This is a genomic window from Sphingomonas sp. (assembly GCF_042095875.1).
Classification (GTDB): Bacteria; Pseudomonadota; Alphaproteobacteria; order Sphingomonadales; family Sphingomonadaceae; genus Sphingomonas.
The window spans coordinates 74,019-96,704 of sequence record NZ_JBELMJ010000001.1; the positions used below are offsets into that span (position 1 = coordinate 74,019).

General features: G+C 69.3%; 24 protein-coding genes. 13 read left to right on the plus strand and 11 right to left on the minus strand.

All coding sequences use genetic code 11. The annotated features are described in order from the left end of the window. Nucleotides 1-48: 48 nt before the first annotated feature. Complete coding sequence (gene pspF, locus ACFDS6_RS00420) at nt 49-1,092, plus strand: phage shock protein operon transcriptional activator (protein ID WP_375270132.1); 1,044 nt, start codon at nt 49-51, stop codon at nt 1,090-1,092. A gap of 66 nt (nt 1,093-1,158) precedes the next feature. Continuing rightward, nucleotides 1,159-1,770, plus strand: coding sequence for a superoxide dismutase (locus ACFDS6_RS00425; protein ID WP_375270133.1), 612 nt, complete (start codon nt 1,159-1,161; stop codon nt 1,768-1,770). A 54-nt stretch (nt 1,771-1,824) separates the two neighbouring features. On the opposite strand, the gene ACFDS6_RS00430 is transcribed toward ACFDS6_RS00425, so the two are convergent. The 5 genes from ACFDS6_RS00430 to trmD all read right to left on the minus strand — a co-directional run bounded on the left by ACFDS6_RS00430 (nt 1,825) and on the right by trmD (nt 5,882). Next, nucleotides 1,825-2,523, minus strand: coding sequence for an inner membrane-spanning protein YciB (locus ACFDS6_RS00430; RefSeq protein ID WP_375270134.1), 699 nt, complete (start codon nt 2,521-2,523; stop codon nt 1,825-1,827). After that, nucleotides 2,520-3,452 (minus strand): signal recognition particle-docking protein FtsY, encoded by a 933-nt coding sequence (gene ftsY, locus ACFDS6_RS00435; RefSeq protein WP_375270135.1) that lies wholly within the window; start codon nt 3,450-3,452, stop codon nt 2,520-2,522. Before ftsY ends, ACFDS6_RS00430 begins: the two co-directional genes overlap by 4 nt. After that, nucleotides 3,449-4,642, minus strand: a complete 1,194-nt coding sequence (locus tag ACFDS6_RS00440) for a MiaB/RimO family radical SAM methylthiotransferase (protein WP_375270136.1) — start codon at nt 4,640-4,642, stop codon at nt 3,449-3,451. Before ACFDS6_RS00440 ends, ftsY begins: the two co-directional genes overlap by 4 nt. A gap of 119 nt (nt 4,643-4,761) precedes the next feature. Continuing rightward, nucleotides 4,762-5,148 carry a 50S ribosomal protein L19 gene (gene rplS / locus ACFDS6_RS00445; protein WP_375270240.1) on the minus strand — a complete coding sequence of 129 codons (387 nt, stop codon included), beginning with the start codon at nt 5,146-5,148 and terminating at the stop codon, nt 4,762-4,764. 5 nt (nt 5,149-5,153) lie between these two features. Beyond that, the gene (gene trmD / locus ACFDS6_RS00450; RefSeq protein WP_375270137.1) at nt 5,154-5,882 is read right to left on the minus strand and encodes a tRNA (guanosine(37)-N1)-methyltransferase TrmD; all 729 of its coding nucleotides are present in this window, start codon (nt 5,880-5,882) and stop codon (nt 5,154-5,156) included. A gap of 507 nt (nt 5,883-6,389) precedes the next feature. Between trmD and ffh the strand changes: the two genes are divergently transcribed. The 4 genes from ffh to rimM all read left to right on the plus strand — a co-directional run bounded on the left by ffh (nt 6,390) and on the right by rimM (nt 9,139). Continuing rightward, complete coding sequence (gene ffh, locus ACFDS6_RS00455) at nt 6,390-7,934, plus strand: signal recognition particle protein (RefSeq protein ID WP_375270138.1); 1,545 nt, start codon at nt 6,390-6,392, stop codon at nt 7,932-7,934. Between the two features lie 55 nt (nt 7,935-7,989). After that, nucleotides 7,990-8,391: a 30S ribosomal protein S16 gene (gene rpsP, locus ACFDS6_RS00460; RefSeq protein WP_375270139.1), complete on the plus strand. Its 402-nt coding sequence runs from the start codon at nt 7,990-7,992 to the stop codon at nt 8,389-8,391. An 87-nt stretch (nt 8,392-8,478) separates the two neighbouring features. Then, on the plus strand, nt 8,479-8,613 hold the full coding sequence (locus ACFDS6_RS00465) for a hypothetical protein (RefSeq protein ID WP_375270140.1): 135 nt from the start codon (nt 8,479-8,481) through the stop codon (nt 8,611-8,613). Between the two features lie 22 nt (nt 8,614-8,635). Beyond that, nucleotides 8,636-9,139, plus strand: a complete 504-nt coding sequence (rimM, locus tag ACFDS6_RS00470; protein ID WP_375270141.1) for a ribosome maturation factor RimM — start codon at nt 8,636-8,638, stop codon at nt 9,137-9,139. A 43-nt stretch (nt 9,140-9,182) separates the two neighbouring features. Here the strand turns inward: rimM and ACFDS6_RS00475 are convergent, their stop codons facing one another. After that, nucleotides 9,183-10,220 carry a potassium channel family protein gene (locus tag ACFDS6_RS00475; RefSeq protein ID WP_375270142.1) on the minus strand — a complete coding sequence of 346 codons (1,038 nt, stop codon included), beginning with the start codon at nt 10,218-10,220 and terminating at the stop codon, nt 9,183-9,185. A 37-nt stretch (nt 10,221-10,257) separates the two neighbouring features. Beyond that, complete coding sequence (locus tag ACFDS6_RS00480) at nt 10,258-11,172, minus strand: NAD(P)/FAD-dependent oxidoreductase (RefSeq protein WP_375270143.1); 915 nt, start codon at nt 11,170-11,172, stop codon at nt 10,258-10,260. A 155-nt stretch (nt 11,173-11,327) separates the two neighbouring features. On the opposite strand from ACFDS6_RS00480, the gene ACFDS6_RS00485 reads away from it, so the two are divergent. The 3 genes from ACFDS6_RS00485 to ACFDS6_RS00495 are packed head-to-tail and all read left to right on the plus strand — an operon-like array spanning nt 11,328 to nt 15,146. Next, entirely contained in the window at nt 11,328-13,634 is a 2,307-nt protein-coding gene (locus tag ACFDS6_RS00485) for a DPP IV N-terminal domain-containing protein (protein WP_375270144.1), read from the plus strand. A gap of 31 nt (nt 13,635-13,665) precedes the next feature. Further along, the gene (locus ACFDS6_RS00490) at nt 13,666-14,694 is read left to right on the plus strand and encodes an aspartate-semialdehyde dehydrogenase (protein ID WP_375270145.1); all 1,029 of its coding nucleotides are present in this window, start codon (nt 13,666-13,668) and stop codon (nt 14,692-14,694) included. Between the two features lie 5 nt (nt 14,695-14,699). Further along, nucleotides 14,700-15,146: a hypothetical protein gene (locus ACFDS6_RS00495; RefSeq protein ID WP_375270146.1), complete on the plus strand. Its 447-nt coding sequence runs from the start codon at nt 14,700-14,702 to the stop codon at nt 15,144-15,146. Between the two features lie 129 nt (nt 15,147-15,275). On the opposite strand, the gene ACFDS6_RS00500 is transcribed toward ACFDS6_RS00495, so the two are convergent. Then, nucleotides 15,276-16,040 (minus strand): class I SAM-dependent methyltransferase, encoded by a 765-nt coding sequence (locus ACFDS6_RS00500; protein WP_375270147.1) that lies wholly within the window; start codon nt 16,038-16,040, stop codon nt 15,276-15,278. A 104-nt stretch (nt 16,041-16,144) separates the two neighbouring features. Here ACFDS6_RS00500 and ACFDS6_RS00505 point away from each other — a divergent pair, with 104 nt between their 5' ends. Further along, entirely contained in the window at nt 16,145-16,582 is a 438-nt protein-coding gene (locus tag ACFDS6_RS00505) for a GFA family protein (RefSeq protein WP_375270148.1), read from the plus strand. Next, entirely contained in the window at nt 16,572-17,333 is a 762-nt protein-coding gene (locus ACFDS6_RS00510) for an alpha/beta fold hydrolase (RefSeq protein WP_375270149.1), read from the plus strand. Before ACFDS6_RS00505 ends, ACFDS6_RS00510 begins: the two co-directional genes overlap by 11 nt. Nucleotides 17,334-17,533: 200 nt before the next feature. On the opposite strand, the gene ACFDS6_RS00515 is transcribed toward ACFDS6_RS00510, so the two are convergent. The 3 genes from ACFDS6_RS00515 to ACFDS6_RS00525 all read right to left on the minus strand — a co-directional run bounded on the left by ACFDS6_RS00515 (nt 17,534) and on the right by ACFDS6_RS00525 (nt 20,312). Then, the gene (locus tag ACFDS6_RS00515; protein ID WP_375270150.1) at nt 17,534-18,193 is read right to left on the minus strand and encodes a hypothetical protein; all 660 of its coding nucleotides are present in this window, start codon (nt 18,191-18,193) and stop codon (nt 17,534-17,536) included. Nucleotides 18,194-18,301: 108 nt separating this feature from the next. Next, nucleotides 18,302-19,732, minus strand: coding sequence for an AMP nucleosidase (locus ACFDS6_RS00520; RefSeq protein WP_375270151.1), 1,431 nt, complete (start codon nt 19,730-19,732; stop codon nt 18,302-18,304). A 100-nt stretch (nt 19,733-19,832) separates the two neighbouring features. Continuing rightward, nucleotides 19,833-20,312 (minus strand): peroxiredoxin, encoded by a 480-nt coding sequence (locus tag ACFDS6_RS00525; protein ID WP_375270152.1) that lies wholly within the window; start codon nt 20,310-20,312, stop codon nt 19,833-19,835. A gap of 97 nt (nt 20,313-20,409) precedes the next feature. Here ACFDS6_RS00525 and ACFDS6_RS00530 point away from each other — a divergent pair, with 97 nt between their 5' ends. Further along, nucleotides 20,410-20,970 carry a YqgE/AlgH family protein gene (locus ACFDS6_RS00530; protein ID WP_375270153.1) on the plus strand — a complete coding sequence of 187 codons (561 nt, stop codon included), beginning with the start codon at nt 20,410-20,412 and terminating at the stop codon, nt 20,968-20,970. Between the two features lie 246 nt (nt 20,971-21,216). After that, entirely contained in the window at nt 21,217-22,635 is a 1,419-nt protein-coding gene (gene ahcY / locus ACFDS6_RS00535) for an adenosylhomocysteinase (RefSeq protein ID WP_375270154.1), read from the plus strand. Nucleotides 22,636-22,686 lie beyond the last annotated feature (51 nt).

Genomic DNA, 22,686 nt, shown 5'->3' on the forward strand with positions numbered 1-22,686 from the left:
GGATTTGAGGATTGCCAAGACTTGGCGAACTTTGCCAAGCATTGGGTCATGCGGCGAACCACGCAGGTCATCGGGCAATCGGGTGCCTTTCTCGACGCGCTGGAGCGCGCGAGCCGCGCCGCCGCGCTCGACCGGCCGGTGCTGGTGATCGGCGAGCGGGGGACGGGCAAGGAGCTGGTCGCGGAGCGGTTGCACCACCTGTCGCCGCGCTGGAGCCAGTCGCTCGTCACGATGAACTGCGCGGCGCTGCCGGAGACGCTGATCGAGGCGGAGCTGTTCGGACACGAGGCGGGGGCGTTCACCGGTGCGACCAAGGCGCGCACGGGACGGTTCGAGGAAGCGGACGCGGGAACGCTGTTCCTCGACGAGCTGGGTACCTTGTCGATGGGCGCGCAGGAGCGGCTGCTCCGCGCGGTCGAGTACGGCGAGGTGACGCGGATCGGATCGTCGCGCGCGATGACGGTCGATGTCAGGATTGTCGCGGCGACCAACGAGCACCTGCCCGACCGCGTCGACGCGGGCACGTTCCGCGCCGATCTGCTCGACCGGCTGTCGTTCGAGGTGGTGACGCTGCCGCCCTTGCGCGCGCGGCGCAGCGACATTCCGGTGCTCGCCGAGCATTTCGGGCGGCGGATGGCGTCGGAGCTGGGGCACGACGAGTTCGTCGGCTTCGGACCCAAGGCGACCGAGGCGCTGATGGATCATCGCTGGCCGGGCAACGTGCGCGAGCTGCGCAACGTGGTCGAGCGCGCGGTATACCGCTGGGAGGAGGCGGGGCCGATCGACGCGATCGAGATCGACCCGTTCCACTCGCCTTATCGCCCGGCGATGGCCAAGCCGGCGTCGCGCAGTGAGCCGACGGCCAACGCGAAGTCGCGCGACATGCCGGAGGAGGACGCGCCCGTGGTCGCGTGCGAGGAAGGGCCGTCCGACTTCAAGTCGCGCGTGGCGCGGTTCGAGCGCGAGTTGCTGGCGCGCACGCTCGCCGAGCACCGCTTCAACCAGCGCGCGACCGCGGAGGCGCTGGGGCTGAGCTACGACCAACTGCGCCACGCGCTGCGCCGCCACGACCTGATCGGAGCGGTTGCGTAACGAGTTGGCCGGAGCCATTTGCGGAGGCTCGCGTTCACCTAAGCGAACCCCACAAGGAGGATTTCCATGGCTTTCGAACTGCCCCCGCTGCCGTACGACTATGACGCGCTGGAGCCGGTCATCTCCAAGGAGACGATGACGTTTCACCACGACAAGCACCACGCGGCGTACACCAACAAGCTGAACGAGGGCGTGTCGGCCGATCCGAAGCTGGAAGGCAAGTCGATCGAGGAAATCCTCGGCACCATCTCGCAGCAGCCCGCGCTGGTCCGCAACAACGGCGGCGGTTACTGGAACCACGACTTCTTCTGGAAGATCATGGGGCCGAAGGGCTCGACGCAGCCGTCGGGCAAGCTGAAGGAGGCGATCGACGCCTATGGCGGGCTCGACAAGCTCAAGGAGGACTTCAACACCAAGGGCGCGGGCCAGTTCGGCTCGGGCTGGGCGTGGGTGATCGTGGACAAGGACGGCGCGCTCAAGGTGACGTCGACGCCGAACCAGGACAATCCGCTGATGGACGATGTCAAGGAGCCGGGCACGCCGATCCTGGGCAACGACGTGTGGGAGCACGCCTACTACCTGACCTACATGAACGACCGGCCGGGTTACCTGAAGGCGTGGTGGGACGTGGTGAACTGGAACGAGGCCGGGCGCCGCTACGAGCAGGCCGCGGGCTGAGCGCTTCGCTGGTGTGAAGGGGAGGGCGCGTCGGGTGACGCGCCCTTTCTCGTGTCAGCCCTCGGGCGGCAGCGGCGGTTCCTGCCCGAGCTGCGCACCGTGGCGCAGCAGCATCGGCACGTTGGCGACCGCGAAGATCAGCGTGAGCGGGATCACCACCCAGAGCTTGTAGATCGCCCACAGGTCCCAGCCGCGCGACTTGCCGAACGCCACGTAGGCGCCGCGCCAGACCGCCTCGTTGGCGACCGCCATGGCGGCGAAGAACAGGATCCAGTTGATCGTGAGGCGCCGCCAGCCCGCCTCGCTCAAGCCCGGATAGGTACTGCCGAGCAGGTCGCGCAGCAGCGGCTTGCCGATCAGCAATCCGCCGAGGAGCACGCCCGAGAGCAGGGTGTAGACGATCGTCGGCTTCATCTGAATGAAGCGCGCGTCGCGAAAATACATTGTCAACCCGCCGAACACGAGCACCAGCCCGCCCGAGATCAGCAGCAGCGGCGGGACACGGCCGAGCTTCACCTTGGCGAGCACCAAAGCCGCCGCGCTCGCGAGCACGAAGGCGGCGGTGGCGAGGATGACGCGCGCCATCAGCAGCATCTCGACCTGCGCCATGCCGTCGAGCGCGCGGGTGAAATGCGACACGATGCCGCGCGCCTCGGTCGCGGGGACGAGGAAGTTGACGAGGAAGAAGACGACCAGCGGGCCGTAGTCGACCAGATGCTTGATGCGGGCGTTCGGCTCGGGCGTCGTGCTCACTTGCGCGGGCCCGTGTCGACGCCCGCGATGATGCGGCTGACCTCGTTGGCGTTGAATGGGCGCAGGTCGTCCATCTGCTCGCCCACCCCGATCGCGTGGATCGGCAGACCGTATTTCTCCGCCGCGGCGACCAGCACGCCGCCTCGCGCGGTGCCGTCGAGCTTGGTCATGACGAGCCCGGTGACGCCCGCCACCTCCTTGAACACCTCGATCTGGTTGAGCGCGTTCTGCCCCGTGGTGGCGTCGAGCACGAGCAGCACGTCGTGCGGGGCGGCGGGATTGAGTCGGCCGAGCACGCGGCGGATCTTGGCGAGTTCGTCCATCAGCTCGCGCTTGTTCTGCAGCCGCCCGGCGGTGTCGACGATCAGCACGTCGGTGCCGATCTCGGTCGCCTTCTTGACCGCGTCCCACACGATGCCCGCGGCGTCGCCGCCCTCGGGTCCGGTGACGATCGGCACGCCGACGCGCTCGGCCCAGGTGCGCAGCTGGCCGATCGCGGCGGCGCGGAAGGTGTCGCCCGCCGCCAGCATCACCGCGTAATCCTGCTCCATGAACAGGTGCGCGAGCTTGGCGATGGTGGTCGTCTTGCCCGAGCCGTTGACGCCGATGACGAGGATCACCTGCGGGCGCGGGAACGCCTCGATCTCGATTGGGCGCGCGACCTGTGCCAGCACCTTCTCCACCTCCTCCGCGACGATGACGCGGATGCCGAGCTCCTCCATGTTGCGCTCGAACGTGCCCTCCGCCAGTCGCGCGCGGACGCGCGTGGCGGTCTCGGGACCGAGGTCGGAGGCGATCAGCGCTTCCTCGATCTCGTCGAGCGTCGCATCGTCGAGCCGCGCGCCGCCCAGGCCGGCGAGGTTGCCGACGAGGCGGTCGGAGGTGCGGCGAAAACCGCCTAGCAGCTTGTCGTGCCAGCTTGTGCTCATTCAGGTGTCCCGATCAGGTGGGTAGGAGTGGCCGCGGTGACGCGGGCGTCGACGATGGTGCCGACGCGCGCGGGGGCGTCGAGGCGGAGGTCGGCGAAGGCGGGCGTGTGGCCGCGGTCGCCGGGCTTCTCGATCAGCACCGGCTGCACCGTGCCAACCTGAGCGGCGAGCCAGCCGGTGCGGCGTTGGGCGCTCGCGTCGCGCAGGGCCGCGGCGCGGGCGCGGGCAAGGTCGGGCGCGACCTGCGGCATCCGTGCGGCGGGGGTGCGATCGCGGGGCGAGTAGGGGAAGACGTGCGCGTGAGTGATGTCGCACTCCGTTACCATCGCCAGCGTGTTGGCGTGCGCTGCGTCGCTCTCGGTCGGGAAGCCCGCGATCAGGTCGGCGCCGATCGTGATGTCGGGGCGCGCGACCTTGAGCGCCTGCGCGAGCGCGATCGCCTGCGCGCGGGTGTGGCGACGGCGCATCCGCTTGAGGATCAGATCGTCGCCGGCCTGGAGCGAGAGGTGGACGTGCGGCATGATACGCGGCTCCTGCGTGAGCAGCGCGAAGAGGTGGTCGTCGACCTCGGCCGGGTCGAGCGAGGAGAGGCGCAGGCGCTGGAGCGCGGGCACCTGCGCGAGCAGGCGTTCGATCAAGGCGGGCAGACGCGCGCCGCGGTCGTCGTAGCTGGTCAGGTCGACGCCGCTCAGGATCACCTCGCGCTGGCCGCCCTCGACCAGCGTCGCGACGTGGTGGACGACCTCGCCGATCGGGTCCGACCGGCTTGACCCGCGGCCCTGCGGGATCGCGCAGAAGGTGCAGGCGTGGTCGCAGCCGTTCTGGACGCCGATAAAGCCGCGGGTGTGGCGGCGCGGGGGAGCGATGTTGGCGCGCGGTCCCCAGATGGCGGGCAGCAGCTTGGCGGCGTTGGCGACGACGCGGTCGACCTCGGGCATCGCGGCGAAGGCGGCGCGGTCCATGTCGGAGGCGCAGCCGGTGACGACCAGCTCGGCGCCGGGACGGTCGCGTCGCAGGCGGCGGATCGCGGCGCGGGTGTCCTTTACCGCCTGGTTGGTGACGCCGCAGCTGTTCACCACGGCCACGTCGCGGCCGCCGTGGCTGGCGGTGACGAGCTGGCGAAGCGCCTCGCTCTCGGCGATGTTGAGGCGGCAGCCCAGCGTGACGATCGCCTGGGGGGAAGCTGACATGGGGGGCGATCTAGGGTCGGGGGCGGGTCAAGTCCACGGCGGCGAGATGCCGGACGTGAAAAGGGCGCGGCTGGCGAACCACCCGCGCCCTTCGCGATGCCTCAGCCGGGCGGTGCCGGTTACTCGGCGGCGACCGCGTCGCGGCGCGGGTCGCGACGCTCGGCGATACGCGCCGACTTACCCGTGCGGCCGCGCAGGTAGTAGAGCTTCGCACGACGCACCGCGCCGCGGCGGACGACCGTGATCGAGTCGATGTTGGGCGAGTAGAGCGGGAACACGCGCTCCACACCCTCGCCGAACGAGATCTTGCGGACGGTGAAGCTGGAGCCCATGCCCTTGTTCGAGCGCGCGATGCACACGCCCTCGTAATTCTGGACGCGGGTACGCTCACCCTCGACCACGCGGACGCCGACGCGCAGCGAGTCGCCGGCGCGGAATTCGGGGATCTCGCGCTTGGCGACGAGCTTGGCGATCTGCTCGGCTTCGAGCGTCTGGATCAGGTTCATATCGTTCAACCTTCGTCTTCGTGCCGCGCGCCAGAGGGCGGCTGGACCCGAGCGCCGGAGTGACGCTCCCACAGGTCCGGCCGCCGTAGCCGTGTATCGACCTCCGCCCGTTGCTTGCGCCAGGCGGCGATCCTCGCATGATCCCCCGATCGCAGCACTTCGGGGATCGTGCGCCCTTCCCATTCATATGGTCGGGTATAATGCGGATATTCGAGGAGGCCGCTCTCGAAGCTTTCCTCGTCCCCGCTGGAAGCCGCGCCCATTACGCCCGGAACGAGCCGGACGCAAGCGTCGAGCAGCACGAGCGCACCCATCTCGCCGCCCGAGAGGACGTAGTCGCCGATCGACACCTGCTCGACCGGGCGCGCGTCGAACAGCCGCTCGTCGAAACCCTCGAACCGGCCGCACAGGATCACCGCGCCGGGGCCGGCGGCGAGGGAGCGAACGCGGGCTTGGGTGAGGGGCGCGCCGCGCGGGGTCATGGCGAGGATCGGGCGGTCATCTGCCACCGCGTCGAGGGCGCTCGCGACCACGTCGGCGCGCAGCACCATGCCGGCGCCACCGCCCGCAGGGGTGTCGTCGACGGTGCGGTGGCGGTCGGTCGCGGAGTCGCGGATGTTGACGGCGTCGAGCGACCACAGGCCGTTCGCCAGCGCGCGTCCGGCGATCGACTGGCCGAGCGGGCCGGGGAACATGTCCGGGTAGAGCGTCAGGACGGTGGCGTGGAAGGGCACGTGAGCAGGGTTCCGGTTGGGGTGCGAGGCTGGTCGGGGATCGCGGGCGCGGGGTCAAGCGGGCGGAGCGGGGCGGAAGGTGAGGCTAAGGTCAGGCCAAGACGACCTGCCGTCGGATCGAAAGGTGAGGCGAAGGTGAGGCCAACGCGACCTGTCGTCCGATCGGAAGGTGAGGCTAAGGTGAGGCCAAGGCGTGTTGCGTCGTCTGTCCTGTCAGGGCAGTGCTGCGTTTCTTTTCAGGGTTAAGGGCAAGGTTAGCGGGATTCCGGGTCGAGCCCGGGATGACGAGGGTGGTAGGGTGACACCTTCGTGGCTTGTAGGACAGCGGCCTTGCCCGGCGGGCGGGGTTGGTGTAGGCGACCGCCCACGTTCCACTGGTGAACGCTCGAGCAACGCGTCCTCGTGGCGCACGCTGGCCGGCGAGGTTTCGCCCGCCGGCGCTTTTGCGTTTGGCGGTAGGCGGGTTTAGTCGACGGTTCGGCAACGGCGTCGGCGGAAGGGATTTGGATGTTCGAGAGCCTCAGCGATCGTCTTGGTGGAGTGTTCGACCGGCTACGCGGCCGCGGCGCGCTGACCGAGGCCGACGTGCGTCAGGCGATGCGCGAGGTTCGCATCGCGCTGCTCGAGGCCGACGTGGCGCTGCCCGTTGCGCGCCAGTTCGTCGACAAGGCGACCGAGGCGGCGATCGGGCAGAACGTGCTCCGCTCGGTCACGCCGGGGCAGCAGGTCGTCAAGATCGTCAACGACGCGCTGGTCGAGATGCTGGGCGGCGACGATGCCGAAGCCGCCGAGCTGAACCTGAACGTCTCGCCGCCCGCGGTGGTGATGATGGTCGGGCTGCAGGGTTCGGGCAAGACGACCACCACCGCGAAGATCGCGCGGCGGCTGTCGAAGGGTTCGATCACCGGGCGCGCGACCAAGAAGGTGCTGATGGCGTCGCTGGACGTCAACCGGCCGAACGCGCAGGAGCAGCTGGCGACGCTGGGCACCCAGGTCGAGGTCGCGACGCTGCCGATCGTGGCGGGACAGCAGCCGGTCGACATCGCCCGGCGCGCGGTGCAGGCGGCGAAGCTGCAGGGCTTCGACGTGCTGATGCTCGACACCGCGGGTCGGCTGCACGTCGATCAGGCGTTGATGGACGAGATGAAGGCGGTGGCCGAGGTCGCCACGCCGGACGAGATCCTGCTGGTGGTCGACAGCCTGACCGGACAGGACGCGGTCAACGTCGCGCAGAACTTCTCCGAGCAGGTGCCGCTGACGGGCGTGGTGCTGACGCGGATGGACGGCGACGCGCGCGGTGGCGCCGCGCTGTCGATGCGCGCGGTGACGGGCAAGCCGATCAAGTTCGCGGGCGTCGGCGAGAAGATGGACGCGCTGGAAGCGTTCCAGCCGAGCCGCGTCGCGGGCCGCATCCTGGGCATGGGCGACGTCGTCAGCCTGGTTGAGCGCGCCGCGGAGGCAATCCAGCAGGAGGACGCCGAGCGGATGACCGCGCGGCTCGCCAAGGGTCAGTTCGACATGAACGACCTGCGCGCGCAGCTGGCGCAGATGCGGCGCATGGGCGGGCTGGGTGCGCTGGCGGGCATGCTGCCGGGCATGAAGGGCGCGCAGAAGGCGATGGCATCGGGCGCGGTGGACGAGAAGATCCTGCTGCGGATGGACGCGATGATCACGTCGATGACGGTCAAGGAGCGCGCCAAGCCCGAGCTGATCAATGCCAAGCGCAAGATCCGCATCGCCAAGGGGTCCGGCACCAACGTGCAGGAGGTCAACAAGCTGTTGAAGATGCACCTGGAAATGCAGACCGCCATGAAGAAGATCAAGAAGATGGGCGGGATGAAGGGTCTGCTCGGGATGCTCGGCAAGGGTGGCCTCGGCGGGCTCGGCAACGCGCTGGGCGGGGCGGAGCTGGGCGACATGATGTCCAAGGCGGGCGGACCGGGCGGAAGTCTGGCGGGCATGCCGGGGTTGCCCGGCGCCAAGGGGCTTCCGGGAGGCGGCCCGGGCGGACTGCCGGGGCTGCCCGGCGGCGGGTTCAAGTTCAAGAAGTAAGGTTCACGTGCCCGTTCAGGCGGGCGTTCCAGATCGAAGAAGGAAGAAGAGTAACATGGCACTGAGCATTCGTTTGTCGCGTGGCGGCTCCAAGAAGCGTCCCTATTACCGCATCGTCGTCGCCGACGCGCGCAGCCCGCGCGACGGCAAGTTCATCGAGAAGATCGGCAACTACAACCCGCTGCTCGGCAAGGACGACGAGAAGCGCGTGGTGCTCGACGCCGAGCGCGCGAAGCACTGGATCGGCGTCGGCGCGCAGCCGACCGACCGCGTCGCGCGCTTCCTCGACAAGGCGGGCGTGCAGGAGCGCGCGGCGCGCAACAACCCGAACAAGGGCAAGCCGGGCGAGAAGGCGACCGAGCGCGCCGAGGAGCGCGCGGAGAAGCTGAAGGCGGCGCAGGAAGCCGCCGATGCCCCGGCCGAGACGGCAGCCGAGACCGAGACGGCCGAGGCCTGAAATGGGCAAGCCGGCCGGTGACATACACCGGCCGGCACCGGATCGGCGGTCGTGCGTTTGCTTGCCCTACAGCAAGAGGAGCCTGACTTGACCGATCCCGACACCCAGATGCAGCCCGACGACCATGAAGACGCCCCGAACCACGGCACCTCGTCGCCCGAGCCGGCCGAAGGCGGCGACGCCACACCCGGCCGCAATCAAGGCTCCCCCGAGCCCGAGTGACGCGCGTCCGAGCGGCGAGGGCGTGAGCGCCGCGCGCGCACCCGCCGCGGCGGCCGTGCCACCCGACCGGGTGGTGCTCGCCGCGGTGATCGGCGCGCACGGCGTCGGCGGCGAGGTGAAGCTCAAGGTCTTCGCCGAGCAACTCGACGCGCACCGCTCGTTCAACGACGGTGCGCTGACGCTGTCGTCGCTGCGCGGCAACATCGCGCGCTTCGCCGAAGTGAAGGACCGCACGGCCGCCGAGGCGATGCGCGGTACCTTGCTGACAGTCGAGCGCGCGTCGCTGCCTCCGCTCGGCGAGGGTGAATATTACCACGCCGACCTGATCGGACTGGCGGCGGTGTCGAGCGACGGGCAGGCGCTCGGCCGTGTCGTCGCGGTCGAGAATTTCGGCGCGGGCGACGTGATCGAGGTCGAGCGGCCGTCCGACGACGGTCGGCCGGGCAAGCGCTTCATGGTGCCGATCAGCGCGGTGCCGGAGTGGGATCGCGCACGCATGGTGATCGACGCCGCGTACGTGGAGTGAGGCGGGCGGTCTTCGGCCTTCGCGCTTGAACTATCCAAATAGACTATCGGCCGCGTGTCGGGTGGACGACCTCGACGATGCGGTCGCCGGCGCGCAGGTGCTGCGCCTCCTTGTCCCAAAAACCATAGGCCTGGTGGTCGCGGTAGAGGCGCAGCGCCTTGCCGGTGGTGATCGTGTCGAGCGCGCGGCCGATCTCGTCCGCGGCGACTGCGCGCTCGCACAAGGCGACCTGTCCGTGGATGTTGGCGAGGTCGGCGAGGCAATCGGCGACGTGGCGACCCTGCGTCGAGCTGGCGAGCAGCAGCCCGGCGAAGCTCGCGGGGTTGATCACGGTGTTGGCGCCCGCCTGCTGCGCGAGCGATTCGTTCTCGCCGGCGCGGATCACGACGCTGATCGGCACCTCGGGGGCGATGCGGCGCGCGGTCAGCACGATCAGGATCGACGTGTCGTCGCGCCCCGCGGCGACGACCATCGCGCGCGCCTGGTCGAGCCGCGCCGCCTCGAGCGTGGCGTTGTGGGTGGCATCCGCCTCCATCACCGCGGCGCCGACCTCCTCCGCCGGCGCGAGCGCGGCGGCCTGCTGGTCGACGACCACGATCTGTTCGACCGGGGTGCCGCGGCGGATCAGTTCGCGCACCGCCTCCTGTCCGGCATCGCCGTGGCCGGCGACGACGACGTGGTCGAGTAGATTCTGCTGGATCAGGCGCATGCGCATGCGGTCCCAGACGCGGCGGAGCAGGAAGTCATAAGCGGTCCCCAGGAAGATCAACCACACGAACAGGCGGATCGGCGTGACGACGAAGGTGTCGAACAAGCGCGCCTGCGGCGTCACCGGCGTGATGTCGCCGTAGCCGACCGTGGTGACGGTGATCATGGTGAAATAGAGCACGTCGACGAAGCTGATCGCGCCGTCGATGTTGTCGCGCAGCCCCGCGCGGTCGAACCAGTGGACCGCGAGCGCGATGCCGATCAGCGCGAACGCGAGCAGCAGCCGCCACGCGACCGGCACCCAGGCGGGCGCGTTACTGCGGCGGCGCAGCGCGACGGGCTCGCGCGGGCGGGCGGGGCGCGGGGTCAGCACGCGCGGGTGGGGCCCGGGTGAGTCGATGGAGGGCGGGTCATCGGCGCAGGGGCCGCTGCTCGCTCAGCAGGTTGCGCATGGTGGTGGCGGCGACCCCGGCCTCGCCCATCGCGTGGCTGATCTGGTCGAGCCCCTTCACTACGTCGCCGGCGGCGAACAGGCCGGGCACGCTGGTGCGCTGATGATCGTCGACCTCGAGGCAACCCTCGTTGGTCGCCTTCGCGCCCGCCTCAACCGCGAGGCGCGAGCGGATGCGCGAGCCGAGCGCGGGGTAGACGCTGTCGAACGCCATCCGCCCGCGCGCGGTGTCGAAGGCGAGGCGATCGCCCTCGATCGCGTAACCGCCGCAGGGTCCGTCTACGCGCGCGATGCCGGCGTCGTCGAGCGCGGCGGCGCAGGCGGGATCGAGCGCGTGCTCGGCCTCCGGCGCGATCAGCGTCACGTCGCGTGTGTAGCTGCGCAGGAACAGCGCCTCGCGCATGCCGTGGTCGCCGGTGCCGATCACGCCAACCTTGCGGTCGGTCACCTCGTAGCCGTCGCACACGGGGCAGTAGCGCAGCAGCCCGCGCGCGACCGCGGGGTCGTGGACCTCGGGCGTCAGGTGGCGCGGGCGGTGGTTGACGACGCCGGTGGCGAGCAGGACGGTGCGCGCGGCGTAGCGCCCGTCCGCCGTCTCGACCGTGAAGACGTCGTCGTCGGGGGTGAGCCGCTCGACGCGCGCGTCCTGGCGGACGACGTCATATCGGTCGGCCTGCGCGCGCATGCGGGCGAGCAGGTCATTGCCGCTGATCCCGTCGGGGAAGCCGGCGTGGTTGCGGGTGCAGGGAACCCACGACGCGCGGCTCGACCCGCAATCGAACACGCGCACGCCGAGGCGGAAGCGCGCGAGATAGATGGCGGCGGTGAGCCCGGCGGGGCCGCCGCCGACGATGATGCAATCGTCGGTGGTCATTACGCGAGCAACACAATGTTGCGGGGCGTGGTTCCATGCGAAGAGAGCGGAGCGGGTCATCTGTGCTCATGGAGCGCGTGCGGCATGGCCTATCGCTGGGAGGCTCGCTAAGCGGCGGGTAGCACAGGCCGCCGGGTGGCGGCGCGGAGGATGACATGCGGGCATGGTGGAACGGTCTGATGGTGATCGCGTGCGTGGCAGGAGGAAATGCGGTGGCTGCTGATCGTCAGGCAGGTTCGACGGCGACGCGCCCGGCGGCGTCGCCCGCGCTGACGCTCCAGCGCGTGTTCGCGAGCCCCGACTTGGCCGGTCCGCAGCCGCAGTCGCTGCGGCTGTCGCCCGATGGCACGCTGCTGACTTCTGTGCGCAACCGCGCGGACGAGCGGCAGCGCTACGATCTGTGGGCGCTCGACACCAGGACGGGTGCGGAGCGGATGCTGGTCGACAGCCGCAAGCTCGGCAGCGGTGCGGAATTGTCGGAGGCCGCCAAGATGCAGCGTGAGCGCGACCGGTCGCTGACCGGCAAGACGGGCGTGCTTCAATATGACTGGTCGTCCGACGGGCAGAGCCTGCTGGTGCCGATCGACGGCGAATTGTTCTTGGCCGGGCGCGACGGGCAAGCGCGCAAGCTGGAGGGGACGAAAGGCGCGCTCAACCCGACGATCAGCCCGCGCGGGCGCTACATCGCATTTGTGCGCGACCAGAATCTGCAGGTCGCGCCGCTCTCCAGCGGGGCGGCGACCGCGGTGACCAAGAGCGGCGCGGGTACCGTCCACTGGGGCGAGGCGGAGTTCGTCGCGCAGGAGGAAATGGACCGCCGCACGGGTTACTGGTGGTCGCCCGACGAGCGCTACATCGCGGTCGAGCGGTTCGACGAGGCGCCGGTGCAGGTCGCGACCCGCGCCTCGATCGGGGCGTCGGGCACGAGCATCTACCAGCAGCGCTACCCCGCGGCGGGCACGCCCAACGCGGTCGTCGAGCTGTACGTGATGAAGCCCGACGGTTCGGGGCAGGTAAAGGTCGACATGGGGCCGGACCCAGACATCTACCTGGCGCGGGTCGACTGGACGCCCGACGGTTCGGCGCTGCTCGTCCAGCGCGAGAACCGCGCGCAGACGCGCCTCGACATGCTGCGCGTCGACCCGGCGACGGGCAAGTCGAGCGTTATGTTCACCGAGCAGTCGGGCGCGAACAGCTGGATCAACCTGACCGACGCGTACCGCGTGCTGGGCGACGGCAGCGTGCTGTGGCGGTCGGAGCGCGACGGGTTCGGGCATCTGTGGCTGTGGCGTCGCGGTAACTGGCAGCAGTTGACGAGCGGCACGTGGGTGGTGACCGGGCTGGTCGCGGTCGACGAGGCGGCGGGCAAGGCCTATTTTCTCGGCAACAAGGACGACGTGCTGGAGCAGCAGCTCTACGCGCTCGACCTGAAGTCGCGCGCGATCACGCGGCTGACCGAACGCGGGTGGTGGAACAGCGCCACCGCCGATGGGTCGGGCACGCGCTTCATCGTGACACGCTCGAACCCGCAGCAGCCGGCGCAGACCTATCTGGCGGACGCGAGCGGCAAGCGCGTGGCGTGGATCAACGAGAACCGCGTCGCGGGCGACCACCCCTACGCGCCGTTCATGGCGGCGCATCGCCCGACCGAGTTCGGCATCATCAAGGCGGCGGACGGCACGCCGCTCCACTGGCAGATGATCACGCCCAAGCTGGAGAAGGGGCGTCGCTACCCGGTGTTCTTCCAGCATTACGGCGGGCCGCACAGCCAGACGGTGATGCGCAACTGGAACGGCGCGCTGGCGCAATATCTGGTGAGCCAGGGTTGGATCTTCTTCCAGCTCGACAACCGCGGGTCGATCAACCGCGGCAAGGCGTTCGAGGACACGATCTACCACGCGATGGGCACGGTCGAGGTCGCGGACCAGAAGGCCGGCGCCGATTACCTGAAGACGCTGCCGTTCGTCGCGCCCGACAGGATCGCGACCTACGGCTGGTCGTATGGTGGGTACATGTCGGTCAAGATGCTGGAGAAGACGCCGGGCGTGTACGCCGCCGCGGTGGCTGGGGCGCCGGTGACCGATTGGCGGCTGTACGACACGCACTACACCGAGCGCTACATGGGTGACCCGCGGCAGGTGCCCGAGGCCTATGCCGCGTCGGGCGCGGTGACGGACGCGGCGAAGATCAGCGATCCGTTGCTGCTGATCCACGGCATGGCGGACGACAACGTGTTCCTCGACAATTCGACCAAGCTGGCGGCCGAGTTGCAGAAGACTGCGACGCCGTTCGAGATGATGATGTACCCGGGCCAGACGCACCGCGTCGGTGGGCCGGGCGTCAGCGAGCATCTGTGGACGACGATCCTGAACTTCCTCGACCGCGAGGTGAAGAACAGGCCTGCGGGGAGAAGGGTGCGACCAAGTAAAGCTTGGTTGGCGCGGGAAGCACGCGGCGGCTAAGGCGGCGGCATATTGCTAAGGGGCTGGGTTGATGGGTTACCGGGTGGTGGTCGCGGGCGCGACCGGGAATGTCGGGCGCGAGATGGTCAACATCCTGGCCGAGCGGCAGTTTCCCGCCGACGAGATCGCGGTGCTGGCGTCGTCGCGCAGCCAGGGCGATCAGATCGAGTACGGCGACACGGGCCGCATGCTCAAGGTGCAGAACATCGAGCATTTCGACCCCGCCGGCTGGGACATGGCGCTGTTCGCGATCGGTAGCGACGCGACCAAGGTGTACGCGCCCAAGTTCGCCGCGGCGGGGTGCACCGTGATCGACAATTCGTCGCTCTACCGCATGGACCCGGACGTGCCGCTGATCGTGCCGGAGGTGAACGCCGACGCGATTGACGGGTACCGCGCGCGCAACATCATCGCCAACCCGAATTGCTCCACCGCGCAGATGGTGGTGGCGCTGAAGCCGCTGCACGACGCGGCGACAATCAAGCGCGTGGTGGTCGCGACCTATCAGTCGGTGTCGGGCGCGGGCAAGGTCGGGATGGACGAGCTGTTTGAGCAGAGCCGCAACATCTTCGTCGGCGATCCGGCCGAACCGAAGAAGTTCACCAAGCAGATCGCGTTCAACGTCATTCCGCACATCGACAGCTTCCTAGACGACGGGTCAACCAAGGAAGAGTGGAAGATGGTGGTCGAGACCAAGAAGATCCTGGGAACCAAGATCAAGGTCGTCGCCACCTGCGTGCGCGTGCCCGTGTTCGTCGGCCATTCCGAAGCGCTGAACGTCGAGTTCGAGAATGAGATTTCGGCCGAGGAGGCGCAGCGCATCCTGCGCGAGGCGCCGGGCATCATGCTGATCGACAAGCGCGAGGACGAGGGATACGTCACGCCGATCGAGGCGGCGGGCGACGACGCGACCTATGTCAGCCGCGTGCGCGAGGACCCGACGGTCGAGAACGGCCTGTCGCTGTGGTGCGTCAGCGACAACCTACGCAAGGGCGCGGCGCTGAACGCGGTGCAGATCGCCGAGCTGCTGGGGCGGCGACACCTGAAGAAGGCGGACTGAGGCGCGTGCGGCGCGCGGCGGCGGCGATCGCGCTGGCGACGCTGGTCGCTTGCCGCCCGAACCCGCGCAACGAGATCGCGGAAATCGCGGGCGTGGCGATGGAGGAGGTCGCGCGCACCGCGCAGGGGCGGCCGCTGTGCGTCGACCGCGTCATCGCGCCGTGGCAGGAGGCGAGCGCGTCGCGCCGCGTCGATCCGCCCGCGCCGCCGGGCTATGGCGATCTCTACGCCGCCGGGACATTTCGCGGTGGCGGCGGGATCAAGGGCGACGCGATCGGCGGCGTGCGCGTGGGGACGAGCGCCGCGTGCTTCGACCTGCGCGGTCCGCTGGTGAAGGATGAGCGCGCGATGATCGAGGTGCATCACGCCGACATCGGCTTCAATGTGTGGCAGCGGCGGACCGATGGGGTGTGGCGGGTGGCCGCCGTGACGACGAGCGTGTACGCGCGGTGAGTGGGCGATGGTTGGCGTCACTTCGGACTCAATCCGCAGTCTCGTTGACTCCGGCGGTTGCGAGAAGAAGCGGGACCCCGGATCAAGTCCGGGGTGACGGAGGATGGAGGCGCGGTGATGCGGCGCGGTTCACGGCTTGCGGAGCAGGCCGACGTACTTGCCGCCGCTCTCCACCACCGCCGGCGTCAGCCCGAGCCGGGCGGCGAAGTCGCGGAAGCCGAAATTGTCCTGGATGTCGTCGGAGATGAACACGCCGCCGGGCACCAGCGCGCGCCACAGCAGCGGGTAGCCGTACATGCGGCCGGCGTAGGTCTTGTCGCTGTCGTAGTGGACGAGGTCGACCGCGCCGTCGAACGCGGCGACGGCGCGGCGGATGCCGTGGCGGTCGGGCTCGCGGATCAGCGTCCACCGGTCGCGCCACTCGGGCGGCACGACGATGCCGACGAACGCCTCGTTCCCCATTTTCGGGTAGGGCATGTCGACGCTGACCAGCCGCCCGTCGGTGTCGCGCAGCGCGGCGAGCGCGGCGAGGCTGCTCCAGCCGTAGGCGACGCCGGTTTCGATCACGCGGCGCGCTTCCGTTGCGCGAACGGAGCGATGGATCAGGTCGAGGTCGCCGGGACCGCCCATGCGGACGCCCGAGCGCAGCGCGCGGCGCTCGCCCGCGTCGATCAGCGCGGGGTCGAGCAATTGCTGCTCGCGCTCCGCGACGCCGATCGCGGCGAGCGCGCGCCCGATATCGACCGCGCGCTCGGCCGCCCAGGCGGCCGCGGCATCCTTGAGCGCCTCGTGCCGTGTCGCGCCGCCGAGCCGCTGCGCGGTGAGTGCGGCCATGTGCGGCCAGAAGCGCGGGCGGCGCGCGAACCAGGCGACGGTCTTGAGCTTCTCGATCATGCGGGCATCTGGTTCGGGCAAGCGGGCGGGCGCGTCAATGGCGCGGAGGCAAGCACTTCTTACATCGGCTCGACGCTGCGATCCGCGCGGGGTACGAGCGGGCGATGAGCGAGCGGATGACCGGTGGGTGCCAGTGCGGGCGCGTGCGCTATTCGGTGCAGGTCGACGACGACACGGCGTATCTGTGCCACTGTCGCATGTGCCAGCGCGCGACCGGCGGCGTGGCGGCGGCGTTGAAGCAGGTGGCGCGTGACGCGGTGACGTGGACGCGCGAGCCCGACTATCACGCCTCCTCGCCGATCGCGGAGCGGGGTTTCTGCGCGGCGTGCGGTACGCCGTTGACCTTCAGGTATCTTGATGGATCAACCAAGCTCGATCTGACGGTCGGCAGTTTCGACGATCCGTCGCGCTTGCGCCCGACCGCGCATTTCGGCTGGGAGAGCCACCATGCGGCGTGGCTCGACACCACCGACTTGCCACATCTGCGCAGCGACGAATATCAGCCGCTGGTGGACAAATGGGAGAAGGTGCGTGACGCGTAACGAGGTGGAGCCGCGCTTCTTCGAGAGTTTCGACGGCCAGCGGATCGCGTGGCGCGAACTGGGCGAGGGGCGACCCGTGGTGCTGATCCACGGTTACTTCTCCGACGCGAAGACCAATTGGCTGCGCTATGGGCACGCGGCGGCGGTGGCGGACAAGGGGTTTCGCGTGATCATGCCCGACCTGCGCGGGCACGGCGACAGCGCCAAGCCGCACGACGCGGCCAGCTACCCGGCGGACGCGCTGATGCGCGACGGGCTGGCGCTGATCGCGCAACTTGGGCTGACCGACTATGACCTGGGCGGCTACTCGCTGGGGGCGCGCACGACCGTCAGGATGCTGGCGAACGGGGCGATGCCGCGGCGCGTGGTGCTGTCGGGGATGGGACTGGCGGGGATCGTCGCGACCGCGGGACGGGGCGGGTATTTCCGCAACGTGCTGACCAACCTGGGCACGTTCGAGCGCGGCAGCCGCGAGTGGCTGACCGAGGCGTTCCTCAAGACGACCAAGGGCGATCCGGAAGCGCTGCTGCGCGTGCTCGACACGTTCGTCGACACGCCGCACGCCGCATTGCCCACGATCGAGCAGCCGGTGCTGGTGGTGGCGGGCGACGAGGATGACGACAACGGGTCGGCGGCGGAACTCGCCGTGGCGCTGCCGGCGGGGGAACATGCGGAGGTGCCGGGCAACCACATGAGTGCGGTGACCAAGCCGGAACTGGGGGAGGCGATCGCGGCGTTCCTGGCGCGGTGAGCTTGGGGGTGGTTGGCCCTGCCGGTCGTGAAGAAGGCAGCGGGGCCCCGGATCAAGTCCGGGGCGACGTGTGGGGCTAGTTGCTGACGCGATGAACAGCTGATCCAGTTATCGACCTAGCTTCTCGTCGTCCCGGATTTGATCCGGGATCCCGCTTCTTTGCCTCAGCATCAGAGCACCGGCGACTCGCCGTCCTCCCGTCAGGCGTCGGGGATGGTGTTCTCGTCGGCGATGCCGGCCTCGAACGACTTGGACGAGTCGGTGCCGTCGGGCTGGTGCGCGCTGACCTTCGGCGTGGTGGCGGCGGGCGTGGCGGGTTGCGGTTCCTTCGCGCCGCCCGGCAGCAGGGCGGGCTGATAGGTGGCGTTCGCGCGGGAGGAACTGCGCAGCGACAGCAGCGCCGCGGTGGCGACGGCGCCGATCGCGGCGACACCGCCCGCGATTGCGGCACCGCTCAGCTTGCCGCCGAACTTGCCCGCGGCCTTGCTCGCCGACGCGCCGGCCTTCTTCGCGCTCGTGCGCGTGCGGCGCGCGGCGGTCTTCGCGATCTTGGCGGCGCGCTCCTCGGCGACCGAGACGGCCTCGCTCACGTCGCCGGCAGTCTGGCTGGCCGCGGTGCCCGCGCGCTTGGCCGGGGTCTGGCGCGGCTTGGCAGCGGCCTTGGGCGTCGTGCGCTTGGACGAGCGTGGCTTGGGCGGCGCCTTGGCAGGTTTGGTGCCTGCGTCGTCCTTCGCGTCGGCGCTCTTGGACGGCGCCTTGGTCGCGGCGGGCTTCGGCGCCGCGGGCTTGCGGGCGGCGCGGCGGCGCGGCGTGGCGGGAGCGCCCTGCGGCGGGGTCGGGGTGTCGCTCTCGTCGGCCATCGTCAGCTCCCAGCGGAAATGATACGCTCCCGTAACGCACGGCGGCGAGATGGTTTCCTGAGCGGCTCGCTAACCCACATCAGCGGACCACGCTCAGGAACGGTCGCGTCAGCGGAACGGCGGCTCGTTGAAGGCGCGCAGCTTGCGGCTGTGGAGGCGGTCGCCTTCGCGGCGCAGTTCCTCGCACGTCTCGATGCCGATCCGCATGTGCTCGCTGATCGCGCGCTCGTAGAAGCGGTTGGCCTGGCCAGGCAGCTTGAGCTCGCCGTGGAGCGGCTTGTCCGACACGCACAGCAAGGTGCCGTAGGGAACGCGGAAGCGGTAGCCCTGCGCCGCGATCGTCGCCGATTCCATGTCGATCGCGACCGCGCGGCTGAGCGAGAAGCGCAGCGCCGAGCGGGCGTAGCGCAGTTCCCAGTTGCGGTCGTCGGTGGTGACGATCGTGCCGGTGCGCAGACGCCGCTTCAGTTCCTCGCCCGACTGGCCCGAGATCGTCTCGGCGGCGCGGGCGAGCGCCTGCTGCACCTCGGCGATGGCGGGAACGGGGATCTCGGGCGGGAGCATGTCGTCGAGGACGTGGTCGTCGCGCAGGTAAGCGTGCGCGAGGACGTAGTCGCCAATCCGCTGGCTGGGACGCAGCCCGCCGCAGTGGCCGATCATCAGCCACGCCTCCGGCCGCATGACAGCTAGGTGGTCGCAGATCGTCTTGGCGTTCGACGGGCCGACACCGATGTTGACGAGCGTGATGCCGGTGCGGTTGTCGGCCATCAGGTGATAGGCCGGCATCTGCAACCGCCGCCACGCGCTGTCGTCGAGCATCGCGGGATCGTCGCCCGCGCGGAACACCACGCCGCCCGGACCCGACAGCGCGGTGAAGCGCGAATCGCCGCCGACCTGCGCCGCTGCCCAGCGGACGAACTCGTCGACGTAGCGGTGGTAATTGGTGAACAGCACGTAGCGCTGCACGTGCTCGGGCGGGGTGCCGGTGTAGTGGCGCAGCCGCGCGAGGCTGAAATCGGTGCGCAGCCCGTCGAATAGCGCGAGCGGGCGCGTGCCGTCGAACGAGGCCCAGAGACCGTCGGCGATCTCGTCGCCGATGTAGGCGAGCTCGGTGGTCGGGAACCAGCGCGCGAGCTCGGCCGCCGACACCTGATCGAGGCTCAAGGCGCTGCCGGCGTCGAGCACGTAGGGGAAGGGGATCTCCTGGCGACCGGGGACCGCGTCGACCTCGACCTCGTAATCCTCGATCAGGAAGGTGAGCTGTTCGACGAGATAGTCGTGGAACAGGTCGGGCTTGGTGACGCTGATGCGGTACTCGCCCGGCGTCACGAGGCGGCCGAACGAGCGCGGCGGCGCGCTGCGCGAGGGCGCGCCGTTAAAACGGATGCGGATCTCGGGATAGGCGAACGAGCCGTCCTTGCGCCACGCCGGGTCGGGCTCGGTCCGGTGCGCGATATAGGCGGCGACCGCGGTCTTCAGCCGGTCGACGGAGGCGGTGTAGAGGCGATCCAGTTCGCGGACGATGTCGGCAGCAGTCATCACGGGCGATTATGCCCGGCGTGTTGCGCTTTCAAGTCCGCGCGCGGGAGAAAGCGGGCGGCGCAGCGACGCCGCCCGTGGGTCAGTCAGGGTAGCTCGATCAGAGCTGGCCGAGCATGTGGTCGGCGGAGCTGACGCTGAACTCGCCCGGCCCCTCGACGTTCAGCTGCTCGACGGTGCCGTCGTTGACGACCATCGAGTAGCGCTGGCTGCGCGTGCCCATGCCGAACTTGCTGCCGTCCATCGTCAGGCCCAGCGCCTCGGCGAAGTCGCCGTTACCGTCGGCCAGCATCGTCACGCCCCCGGCGTTGGCCGACTTGCTCCACGCGCCCAACACGAAGGGATCGTTGACGGAGGTGCAGACGATCTCGTCGATGCCCTTCGCCTTCAGTTCGGCATCCTTGTCGACGAAGCCGGGCAGGTGCTTGGCCGAGCAGGTCGGGGTAAAGGCGCCCGGCACCGCGAACAGCGCGACGCGGCGGCCCTTGAAGTAATCGCCGGTGTCGACCGGCTCGGGGCCATCGGCGGTCATCTTGGTGAGCTTCACCTGCGGCAGTTGCTCGCCGACGCTGATCGTCATCTTCTCGTCACTCCTTGAAGGTCGCCGCGATGTCGCAAGCGCGAGGGCGTAACACAAGCCTTGGCGGGCGCGGACAGTCGCGCCTAGACTGCGCGGCATGGAAGAGACGCGCTACCTTACCGGGCAGTTCCTGCTCGCCATGCCGGGGATCGGCGACCCGCGGTTCGAGCATTCGGTGATCGCGATGTGCAGCCACGACGAGGGCGGCGCGCTGGGCATCAGCGTGGGGGCGACGATCAACGGGCTCGGGCTGCACGACGTGCTGGAGCAGCTGGAGATCGCGCCCGGCGTCGCGCCCGACGCGCCGGTGCATTTCGGCGGCCCGGTCGAGGCCAGGCGCGGATTCGTGCTCCATTCCACCGACTGGGGCGGGCAGGACACGTTGTCGGTCGCGGGGCGATGGTCGCTGTCGAGCACGCTCGACGTGCTGCGCGCGATTGCGGGCGGCACGGGGCCGTCGCGCTGGATCGTGGCGCTCGGCTACGCCGGCTGGAGCGCGGGGCAGCTCGACGAGGAGTTGACGCGCCACGGCTGGTTGAACGTCGCGGACGACGACGCGATGCTGTTCGAGACGGCGGCGGACGAGCGCTGGCGGCGCGGGTTCCGGGTGGCGGGGGTCGATCCGCGATTGCTGGGGTTCGAGGCGGGGCGGGCTTAGCACTACATAAAGAAGGATGCGGCTCTGTGGAGGCTGCCGACACGGGAGTTAATCCCGCGTCGTCGGTCGGCGCTTGGGCGCCGCCGGCCGGTCGAACGGGGTGAGCCTGGCCGGAGGCTGGCTCACCCCGTTCCAGATATAAAGATATCTTTATATTTGCCCCAGGGGCCTCGCGCCGCTACATGGCCGCGCATGTCGTCCGGTGCGTGTTCACCTTGGGCGGCCTCACACGATTGGAGAAACGCCGTGGCGACCGCCCCCGTTTTGGACAACAACGACTACGTCATCGCAGACATCGGCCTCGCCGATTTCGGTCGCAAGGAGATCGAGATCGCGGAAACCGAGATGCCGGGCCTGATGGCGCTGCGCGAGGAGTTTGGCGCGTCGCAGCCGCTCAAGGGCGCGCGGATCACCGGTTCGCTCCACATGACGATCCAGACCGCGGTGCTGATCGAGACGCTGACCGCGCTCGGCGCCGACGTGCGCTGGGCGACGTGCAACATCTTCTCGACGCAGGACCACGCGGCGGCTGCGATCGCGGCGGCGGGCATCCCCGTGTTCGCGATCAAGGGCGAGAGCCTGGCCGATTACTGGGATTACGTCGGCAACATCTTCGACTGGGATGAAGGTCAGGGTCAGACCGCCAACATCATCCTCGACGACGGCGGCGACGCGACGATGTTCGCGCTGTGGGGCGCGAAGCTGGAGCGCGGCGAGAGCTTCGGCGAGCCCGAGAACGCCGAGGAAGTCGAGTTCCAGCGCGCGCTGAAGGCGTTCATCGCCAAGAAGCCGGGTTACCTGACCGAGACGGTCAAGAACCTGAAGGGTGTGTCGGAAGAGACGACGACGGGCGTCCACCGCCTGTACGAGATCGCGAAGAAGGGCGAGCTGCCGTTCCCCGCGATCAACGTCAACGACTCGGTCACCAAGTCGAAGTTCGACAATCTTTACGGCTGCAAGGAGTCGCTGGTCGACGCGATCCGTCGCGCGACCGACGTGATGCTGGCGGGCAAGGTGGCGTGCGTCGCGGGCTTCGGCGACGTCGGCAAGGGCTCGGCGCAGAGCCTGCGCAACGGCGGCGCGCGCGTGATGGTGACCGAGATCGATCCGATCTGCGCGCTCCAGGCGGCGATGGAAGGGTTCGAGGTCGTGACGATGGACGAGGCGGTCAAGCGCGCCGACATCTTCTGCACCGCGACCGGCAACGCCGACGTCATCACCGCCGATCACATGAAGGCAATGAAGCCCATGTCGATCGTGTGCAACATCGGTCACTTCGACAGCGAGATCCAGATCGCGGCACTCGACAATTACGAGTGGACCGAGGTCAAATCGGGCACCGACTTGGTCAAGTTCCCGGATGGCAAGCAGATCATCATCCTGGCCAAGGGCCGGCTGGTGAACCTGGGCTGCGCGACCGGCCACCCGTCGTTCGTGATGTCGGCGAGCTTCACCAACCAGACGCTCGCGCAGATCGAGCTGTGGACCAAGGGTGAGAACTACCAGAACCAGGTCTACGTTTTGCCCAAGCACCTCGACGAGAAGGTCGCGGCGCTGCACCTGGAGAAGCTGGGCGTGAAGCTGTCGCAGCTGACGCCGAAGCAGGCCGGCTACATCGGCGTGCCGGTGGAAGGCCCGTTCAAGCCGGATCACTATCGCTACTGATCGCCGACCGGTAGGTTGCCGACCGAGGAGGGCGGGGCTTCGGCTCCGCCT

Excerpts from the sequence above, each read along its gene's own strand:
- rplS (WP_375270240.1), bottom strand. The coding sequence starts at position 5,148 with ATGAACCTGATCCAGACGCTCGAAGCCGAGCAGATCGCCAAGCTCGTC.
- ACFDS6_RS00505 (WP_375270148.1), top strand. The coding sequence starts at position 16,145 with ATGAGCGAGCGGATGACCGGTGGGTGCCAGTGCGGGCGCGTGCGCTAT.
- pspF (WP_375270132.1), top strand. The coding sequence starts at position 49 with ATGCGGCGAACCACGCAGGTCATCGGGCAATCGGGTGCCTTTCTCGAC.
- ACFDS6_RS00520 (WP_375270151.1), bottom strand. The coding sequence starts at position 19,732 with ATGACTGCTGCCGACATCGTCCGCGAACTGGATCGCCTCTACACCGCC.
- ACFDS6_RS00500 (WP_375270147.1), bottom strand. The coding sequence starts at position 16,040 with ATGATCGAGAAGCTCAAGACCGTCGCCTGGTTCGCGCGCCGCCCGCGC.
- ACFDS6_RS00480 (WP_375270143.1), bottom strand. The coding sequence starts at position 11,172 with ATGACCACCGACGATTGCATCATCGTCGGCGGCGGCCCCGCCGGGCTC.
- ACFDS6_RS00425 (WP_375270133.1), top strand. The coding sequence starts at position 1,159 with ATGGCTTTCGAACTGCCCCCGCTGCCGTACGACTATGACGCGCTGGAG.
- ftsY (WP_375270135.1), bottom strand. The coding sequence starts at position 3,452 with ATGAGCACAAGCTGGCACGACAAGCTGCTAGGCGGTTTTCGCCGCACC.
- ACFDS6_RS00485 (WP_375270144.1), top strand. The coding sequence starts at position 11,328 with ATGCGGGCATGGTGGAACGGTCTGATGGTGATCGCGTGCGTGGCAGGA.
- ffh (WP_375270138.1), top strand. The coding sequence starts at position 6,390 with ATGTTCGAGAGCCTCAGCGATCGTCTTGGTGGAGTGTTCGACCGGCTA.
- ACFDS6_RS00515 (WP_375270150.1), bottom strand. The coding sequence starts at position 18,193 with ATGGCCGACGAGAGCGACACCCCGACCCCGCCGCAGGGCGCTCCCGCC.
- ACFDS6_RS00440 (WP_375270136.1), bottom strand. The coding sequence starts at position 4,642 with ATGTCAGCTTCCCCCCAGGCGATCGTCACGCTGGGCTGCCGCCTCAAC.
- ACFDS6_RS00530 (WP_375270153.1), top strand. The coding sequence starts at position 20,410 with ATGGAAGAGACGCGCTACCTTACCGGGCAGTTCCTGCTCGCCATGCCG.
- ACFDS6_RS00490 (WP_375270145.1), top strand. The coding sequence starts at position 13,666 with ATGGGTTACCGGGTGGTGGTCGCGGGCGCGACCGGGAATGTCGGGCGC.
- rpsP (WP_375270139.1), top strand. The coding sequence starts at position 7,990 with ATGGCACTGAGCATTCGTTTGTCGCGTGGCGGCTCCAAGAAGCGTCCC.
- ACFDS6_RS00525 (WP_375270152.1), bottom strand. The coding sequence starts at position 20,312 with ATGACGATCAGCGTCGGCGAGCAACTGCCGCAGGTGAAGCTCACCAAG.